This is a genomic window from Erwinia typographi, from assembly GCF_000773975.1.
GTDB classification, from domain to species: domain Bacteria; phylum Pseudomonadota; class Gammaproteobacteria; order Enterobacterales; family Enterobacteriaceae; genus Erwinia; species Erwinia typographi.
This window is the reverse complement of the sequence record NZ_JRUQ01000097.1, coordinates 71,826-78,742: the sequence shown is the minus strand read 5'-3', so window position 1 is coordinate 78,742 and position 6,917 is coordinate 71,826. Positions and strand designations below refer to the sequence as shown.

The following is a 6,917-nucleotide window of genomic DNA, read 5'->3' as shown; positions in this document are numbered from 1 at the left end:
GCTATTTAGGACGGGTCAACTACAGTAGAAAGGGCACACGTCGTGCCCTTTTTTTATGGAGACAGGCGATGAACACGGCTTTAGTGACCGGCGGCAGCCGGGGGATCGGGCGGGCAACCTCACTGTTGCTGGCTCAGCAGGGGTATCAGGTTGCGGTAAACTATCGGCAGAATGCCGCCGCAGCGGAAGATGTGGTGGCGCTGATCCGCCAGCAGGGCGGTAAGGCTTTTACGGTGCAGGCCGATATTGCCGACGAACGGCAGGTAGTGGCGATGTTTGAGCAGATTGACCGCCAGTCCGGCGTATTCACCGCGCTGGTCAACAACGCCGGCATTCTGTTTCAGCAGGCCAGGGTGGAGCAGTTGACGGCCGAGCGGATCAACCGTGTTTTTGCCACCAACGTCACCGGCAGCTTTCTCTGCTGCCGCGAAGCGGTAAAAAGAATGGGGCACCATTATGGCGGCCAGGGCGGCGCGATAGTCAACGTGTCGTCGGCAGCGTCCCGCCTGGGGGCGCCCGGCGAGTATGTCGACTATGCCGCCTCCAAAGGGGCGATGGATACGCTGACGAAGGGACTGTCGCTTGAGGTGGCGGCGCAGGGCATCAGGGTTAACGGCGTGCGTCCCGGATTGATTTATACCGAGATGCACGCTGACGGCGGCGAGCCGGGTAGGGTCGATCGGGTTGCCCCTGCGATTCCGATGCAGCGTGGCGGTCAGCCGGAAGAAATCGCCCGGGCCATTCTTTGGCTGCTGAGCGACGAGGCTTCCTATATTACCGGCACCTTTATCGATGCGGCAGGCGGCCGCTAAGCGTAATGCACCTCCAGCCGCTCCAGAGTTTTACCGATCCTGCAATGCCCGGAAAAGTTACAGCAGCCAGCCCTGCTGCTGGGCGCGATCCAGATGCTGCTTTAAATACCGCCAGAGTTCGGGCCACTCTTGAGCGATGGCGGCATTACGGCTCAGCACCTGCTCCAGGCGAATGCCGTTCTCTTTCCAGCTCTGTCCCTGGTTATGCAGGTTTTGCACGATGGGCATCGCCCGGTCCAGCATGTTGGCGAAGCGCGAATCCGGCGTTTCAGCGGCCTCATACTCATCCCACAGCGCGCGAAATTTATCGCGCAGCGCTGAGGGCAGCAGGGCGAAAATACGGTCGGCTGCCGCCTGTTCCTCAGCGTGAATCGCTTCGCGGGCGGCGAGGTCATAGACCATAACGTCACCGGCATCGATTTCAACCACGTCGTGCAGCAGGGCCATTTGCACCACGCGCTGCACGTCTACCTGTAACCCCGAATAGGGCGCGAGGCTCATCGCCGCCACGGCCAGGTGCCAGCTATGCTCAGCGGAGTTTTCATGGCGCGGCTGACCAATCAGCCTGGTGCGCCGCTCAACGCTTTTCAGCTTATCCAGCTCCATCAGAAACTGAAAAACCTCCGTCATTTCACCGAAATCTAATGCAGGTATGCTCTTTGACATGGCTGGCCTCGTCACTTCCCTGAAAAAAAAGTTGGCAACCAGTGTAAGGGAAACCACAGGGCAGGTCTTTCCAAAAAATGGGTGTTACACCTGTTCATTATTTATTTTTAGCTTACAAGTGTACTCTGAAATGGTTCTCAGCTAACCTAGTGTTGCTCAATTTTCGGGCGTCCCGGCCGATAACCCGCTTAAGAAACGAGGGGAAAGCCCCGTTCAGAACGGCAATCAGGCCCGCGCAAGGGCAGGGAGAAGACCTCATCATGACGCAGAAAACCCTCTTAGCTCAGGGCTATTCACTGGCAGAGGAAGTGGCTAACAGCATCAGCCACGGAATTGGTTTTATTTTTGGTATCGTTGGCCTGGTCCTGATGCTTACTCAGGCGATTGAGTCACAGGCCGGTACCCTGGCTATCACCAGCTACAGCCTGTACGGCGGCAGTATGATCCTGCTGTTTCTGGCCTCCACGCTCTATCATGCCGTTCCTCATCAGCGCGTTAAGTTCTGGCTGAAAAGGCTGGATCACTGCGCTATTTACCTGCTGATTGCCGGCACCTACACTCCTTTCCTGCTGGTGGGGCTGAAGTCGCCGCTGGCGCACGGCCTGATGGGGGTGATCTGGAGCCTGGCGCTGCTCGGCGTGCTGTTCAAGCTGGCCTTTGCGCACCGCTTTGAAGCGCTGTCGGTTATCACCTATCTGCTGATGGGCTGGCTCTCTTTGATCGTGGTTTACCAGCTGGCGCTGAAGCTTTCGCCGGGGGGGATCTGGCTGCTGGCGTCGGGAGGGATCATCTACTCTTTAGGGGTGATCTTTTATCTCTCTAATCGTATCCCCTACAACCACGCGATCTGGCATGGCTTTGTGCTGGGCGGCAGTCTTTGCCACTTTCTGGCGATTTATCTCTACGTGAAGTGAACAAAGGGGGCCGAAGCCCCCTTTATCTTGATCAGGTCAGCTCATAGGGGAGTGGCTGAATCGCCAGCTTGCCGCCCTCATCGCCCTGTACGCGCAGTTCAGTGTCCGGCTCAAGATCGTTATTCAGCACGGCCTGAACCCAGACGTCGCCATTGTCTAACCGACAGGCGGAAAGAATGGTTCCGGTACGGCGCCAGTTGTCGCCCAGCTTCATTTCCAGCGAGTCGTTGGCTGCCGGAACCTGAGCGGCGCTACCAGCCAGCCAGTACAGCGCTCGCTTATTAGCACCGCGGAACTTGGCCCTTGCCACCATCTCCTGCCCGGTATAGCACCCTTTTTTAAAGCTGATGGCGTCCAGAGACTGGAGGTTAGTCGCCTGCGGGATAAACTGTGCGCTGGTCTGGGCATCAATCACCGGCAAACCGGCTTCGATATTCAGCGCCAGCCACTGCGTGCTGTCATTCAGCTGCGCTTCGCCCTCCAGTCCCTGGCGGATAGCCTGAGCCTTCTCGCGGCTGATAACCAGCAGGAAGCGCTCCGCTGGCGTGGCAAACCACAGCAGCGTCGTGTCGTCCTGCTGAACCACCGGATTTTCGGCGTCGGGCAGCGCATCAAAAAAGCCTGCCAGCGCGGCGCGGGCCTGGAAACCGGCCACGCCGAGCAGTATGCTCTCCTCATCGGCTTCGATGGTGACTTTAGAGAACACCGCGTATTTTTTCAGCTCGTTAATCTGGCTGTCGCGCAGGCTGCGGCGCTCAAGATAGGCCAAACCTTCGCCGCGATGGAACAAGCGCAGGTTACTCCACATTTTCCCTTTGGCATCGCAGTGGGCGGCGGGCAGATGGCTGTTTTCCGCCAGCGCGGCGACATCCAGCGTTACCTGCCCCTGAAGATAGCTGACGCGATCGGCGCCGTTTACCTTCACCAGCGCCCACTCTTCCAGCGAGATCAGCGTTAGCGGCAGCCGGGAAGCGGCAGTGGGATGACGAGGTGGGAAAGACAGTGTCGGCATGATTCCATCCTGAATGAGCAAGCTATGCTGTTCATGTTAAAAGAGCCTACTGGCTTTGCAACCAGTTTTCTGGCAAGGACGCACAAATCGCTTGATAACCCTGGAATGGGTGCCACTGCTTTTCGGAATTGCTGCGCAGGCTGAGCACTGCGCCATCAACATCCGTGAAAAAAAGCGCTACACTAGCCGCCATGTTTGACTGACTGACGATGGATAAAATGGATATTAGCAATAAAGCACGGGTGCACTGGGCCTGCCGCCGAGGCATGCTTGAACTGGATATCGCCATCATGCCGTTCTTCAAGTTTGAGTACGATTCGCTAAGCGACCACGACAAGCAGCAGTTCGTGCGCCTGCTCGAAAGCCCCGACCCCGATCTCTTTAACTGGCTGATGAACCACGGTGAACCGGACGATGCGGAGCTGAAGCGTATCGTGAACCTGATCCAGCAGCGAAATCAGCAGCGTGGCCCTGTGGCACTCTGATCTCCGGGTCTCATGGCGCGCCCAGTGGGTTTCTCTGCTGCTGCACGGCGTGGTGATCCTGGTGCTGCTGCTCGCTCCCTGGCCTGCCAGCCTGACGGTGGTGTGGATGCTGCTGCTGACGCTGGTGGTGTTTGAGTGCGTTCGCAGCCAGCGGCGCATTCGCAGCCGGGAAGGGGAAATCTCTTTACTGGAACACCGGCAGCTGCAATGGCGACAAAAGCGCTGGCAGATCCACGGGCGTCCCTGGATAACTCAGCAGGCCATTTTGCTGGCTCTGCGATCGGCACAGGGCGAGAAGGAAAAGCTGTGGCTTTGTCGGGACAGCATGGAGGATGAGGAGTGGCGGGAGCTGCGTCAGCATCTGCTGATGTCAGGCTGACGGTTACGCCATCAGCCCGCGTGAACGTGCGTACAATGCCGGATCGCGGCTACAGCAACTCCGCCATTTCGGTCAGGATCTGTTCGCACCACTGGGCGATACGGTCGTCGGTGTCCTCGAACTGGTTGATATCATCCAGCGCCAGGCCAACAAAGTGGCTGCCGTCTGCCGTTAGCGGCTTTTTACTGGTGAAGGTATAACCCTGATTGGGCCAGTAGCCGACAAACTTCACCCCGGACGGCGCCAGCACGTCGTGCAACATACCCAGCGCGTCCAGGAACCATTCGCTGTATTCACCCTGATCGCCCATGCCATACAGCGCAACGACTTTGCCCTGCAGGTTTAGCGCTGGCAGCTCGCTCCAGATCGCCTCCCAGTCTTCCTGTAGCTCGCCGAAATCCCAGGTCGGAATGCCGAGGATCAGCATGTCATACTGCTCCATCAGCCGGGGAGAGTCGTCTTTCAGGTTGTGCAGCGTAACGAGATCGTCGCCGATAAAATCGCGAATTTTCTCAGCTGCCATTTCGGTGTAGCAGGTGCTGGAACCGTAAAAAAGCCCGATATTCATAATAGTGTAATCTTATGAGTTGTTTGCAATAAAATCATATGGCTAATTCTATAATAAAGCCTGATAAACATAAATGAGGAGTGACTTGTGTCGTCATTCTGCCGCCATTCTCAATGCTTGAGATTGGATTGTGGGTTATAGCCGTTTCAAGATGTTCTGGTGCAAATGGGCATATCTCAGCGTCATGGAAATATCACTGTACCCAAGTATTTTCTGGAGCACTAAAATATTCCCGCCGTTCATCATAAAGTGTGCTGTAAATGAGTGTCTGAGCACATGCATCATTAGCTCTTCAGGCAGGACAATGGAGGACGGTTTCACACACTGCTCAGTACCTTAAGCTTGGTGGGAAAAGAAGATCTAACCGGATCGCGTCCAGCGCTTCGTAAAGCGCTTTAGAAATTGGGGCGGTTCTATTTTTCCCACTTTGGGTGATAGTTGATGCTCAGTGATGGCCGTCTCTTCGTACCGCCATCGGCTTCGTAAAGATGGCAAACGCGAACTGATCCTGATTAGTGTCGCTGCACTTGCTATCGATGCACAGTCAGAACACAAGATGATAGTTGGCAGCAGTAATAGCTGAAGAAATCGTCACGCGGATAGTCCTTATTTAAAAGGGGCTTTTTATCGGGTATTGACCACTTATATTCATGGGCATAATCTTAAGGTTGATTAATGTTTATATGAAGGGAATTCAGATGACCGATGACAGTGGATTGTCTCTCGCCATTTCTCCTGTGCAGATGGCCGCTATATTGCACAAGAGAACGGTGAGCAGAGGAGAGACCATGAGTAACCGCCTTTGGGGAGGACTGGAACTCATTGGCGGCGTTGTAGAATCTTTTGGCGCGGGAGCGCTTTGTATAGTGCCTGAACCCACGATGCTATCAAAAGCTGGATGCGTAGTTGTAGGGGCGCATAGTCTTGATACCATTAAATCATCTTTGAATCAGGTGATTACCGGGCGTGAATCGCAGACCGCGACGGCTGAACTTGCTAAGTTAGCCGCTGAACAGATGGGGGCCACTACTGATACCGCTTATAGAGTCGGTGTTACGGTGGATTTACTGGTGCCGTTTGCCTTTGCCAGTGCGGCAGGCGCAGCGAGATTATCAGCGGTTTACTCTGGTCGTATCAGACTGGCGGAACATGAGGGCGGGGCGCTGGGTCATACTATCGCGCGGCACGTCAATTTGACACCTGAGCAGATGCTAGCCCGTCTGACAGCGCCAAGAGCGCCAACTCGTGCAAGCACTTTTCTTAGTACACAACATGCTGAAATGTTGGTGTCAGACATGTTCTCTGTCAAACGTTTTCAAATTGAAAATGCATTAAAATATATGCACTCGGGGTCAAGACTTAATCTCGAACATCGTTTTTACTTTTCGACGGGTAAATATATTGAAAAAGGGACGACTGAAGTCAAGAAAGCATATGGTGTAAGGATGATTGTTGAGGCAAAAAAATATGGTGATAAGACTTACTATATAGTGACCGCCTATCCTGTACCATGAGAGGAAAGAATGGATAAAAATATCGAAAAGCCCTGTGAGCTGGATAATCTGGTGATCATCTACTTTGGTCAGGATTGCGATATCTTTGATGAAAACTGCGATTTTGACAATTTGCTTAATGAATATCTCAATACCTCATCAGCGTTCTCTTTGAGAATGTTATTGGCTAATTTGTCCGAATTGAACGGTCAGTCTGATCGATATGAGGTACTTCTTGGCCGTTATAATGGTGAGTTTGCACCGGAACGTTGGGGCCTCACTGCTCAGGAATGGCTCGATATCGTTAATCAGCGCCTGATTGACTATATGCATGAAAAAGGCTATTCAACAGAACTGTCGCATTTTTAGATTTGCCTTACCCCTCAGCGAGCCATGCATACAGTTGGTGCATGGATTCGCATGATCCAAGGAGGATCGTTTGTGTCCCGAACAGTCAGAACTGACGGCCTTTTTCTATTGTCATACAGGTGCATGAAAACCAGTCCATAATCGAGCAGGCGTGGCGTGGGTACGAGTGCGCGTTGTTGCGAAGTTAAAAGATAGGTGGACAATGAAAGGTAAGTATTG

General features: G+C 54.1%; 9 protein-coding genes and 1 pseudogene. 6 read left to right on the top strand and 4 right to left on the bottom strand.

Features of this window, described 5'->3' with window-relative positions; genetic code table 11:
• Positions 1-68 precede the first annotated feature (68 nt).
• A complete protein-coding gene (locus NG99_RS25815) occupies positions 69-812 on the top strand; it encodes an SDR family oxidoreductase (protein WP_034899383.1) in 744 nt (247 codons plus the stop codon).
• A gap of 57 nt (positions 813-869) precedes the next feature.
• Here NG99_RS25815 and NG99_RS25810 read toward each other — a convergent pair whose 3' ends face one another.
• Positions 870-1,478, bottom strand: coding sequence for an HD domain-containing protein (locus NG99_RS25810; RefSeq protein ID WP_034899381.1), 609 nt, complete (start codon positions 1,476-1,478; stop codon positions 870-872).
• 260 nt (positions 1,479-1,738) lie between these two features.
• Between NG99_RS25810 and trhA the strand changes: the two genes are divergently transcribed.
• Positions 1,739-2,392 carry a PAQR family membrane homeostasis protein TrhA gene (gene trhA / locus NG99_RS25805; RefSeq protein WP_034899379.1) on the top strand — a complete coding sequence of 218 codons (654 nt, stop codon included), beginning with the start codon at positions 1,739-1,741 and terminating at the stop codon, positions 2,390-2,392.
• Positions 2,393-2,423: 31 nt separating this feature from the next.
• Here trhA and ygfZ read toward each other — a convergent pair whose 3' ends face one another.
• Positions 2,424-3,404, bottom strand: coding sequence for a tRNA-modifying protein YgfZ (gene ygfZ / locus NG99_RS25800; RefSeq protein WP_034899377.1), 981 nt, complete (start codon positions 3,402-3,404; stop codon positions 2,424-2,426).
• 218 nt (positions 3,405-3,622) lie between these two features.
• Between ygfZ and sdhE the strand changes: the two genes are divergently transcribed.
• Both sdhE and NG99_RS25790 read left to right on the top strand, forming a co-directional pair.
• Positions 3,623-3,889 carry an FAD assembly factor SdhE gene (gene sdhE / locus NG99_RS25795; protein WP_034899406.1) on the top strand — a complete coding sequence of 89 codons (267 nt, stop codon included), beginning with the start codon at positions 3,623-3,625 and terminating at the stop codon, positions 3,887-3,889.
• Positions 3,870-4,268 carry a protein YgfX gene (locus NG99_RS25790; protein ID WP_034899375.1) on the top strand — a complete coding sequence of 133 codons (399 nt, stop codon included), beginning with the start codon at positions 3,870-3,872 and terminating at the stop codon, positions 4,266-4,268. Before sdhE ends, NG99_RS25790 begins: the two co-directional genes overlap by 20 nt.
• A 49-nt stretch (positions 4,269-4,317) precedes the next feature.
• On the opposite strand, the gene fldB is transcribed toward NG99_RS25790, so the two are convergent.
• Both fldB and NG99_RS30450 read right to left on the bottom strand, forming a co-directional pair.
• Entirely contained in the window at positions 4,318-4,836 is a 519-nt protein-coding gene (gene fldB / locus NG99_RS25785; RefSeq protein ID WP_034899374.1) for a flavodoxin FldB, read from the bottom strand.
• A gap of 34 nt (positions 4,837-4,870) precedes the next feature.
• Positions 4,871-5,148: pseudogene (locus tag NG99_RS30450) on the bottom strand (tyrosine-type recombinase/integrase); the annotation flags it as partial.
• 386 nt (positions 5,149-5,534) lie between these two features.
• Between NG99_RS30450 and NG99_RS25780 the strand changes: the two are divergent.
• Both NG99_RS25780 and NG99_RS25775 read left to right on the top strand, forming a co-directional pair.
• Positions 5,535-6,350: an RNase A-like domain-containing protein gene (locus NG99_RS25780; protein WP_034899404.1), complete on the top strand. Its 816-nt coding sequence runs from the start codon at positions 5,535-5,537 to the stop codon at positions 6,348-6,350.
• Between the two features lie 9 nt (positions 6,351-6,359).
• The gene (locus tag NG99_RS25775) at positions 6,360-6,698 is read left to right on the top strand and encodes a contact-dependent growth inhibition system immunity protein (protein WP_034899372.1); all 339 of its coding nucleotides are present in this window, start codon (positions 6,360-6,362) and stop codon (positions 6,696-6,698) included.
• Positions 6,699-6,917: the final 219 nt, after the last annotated feature.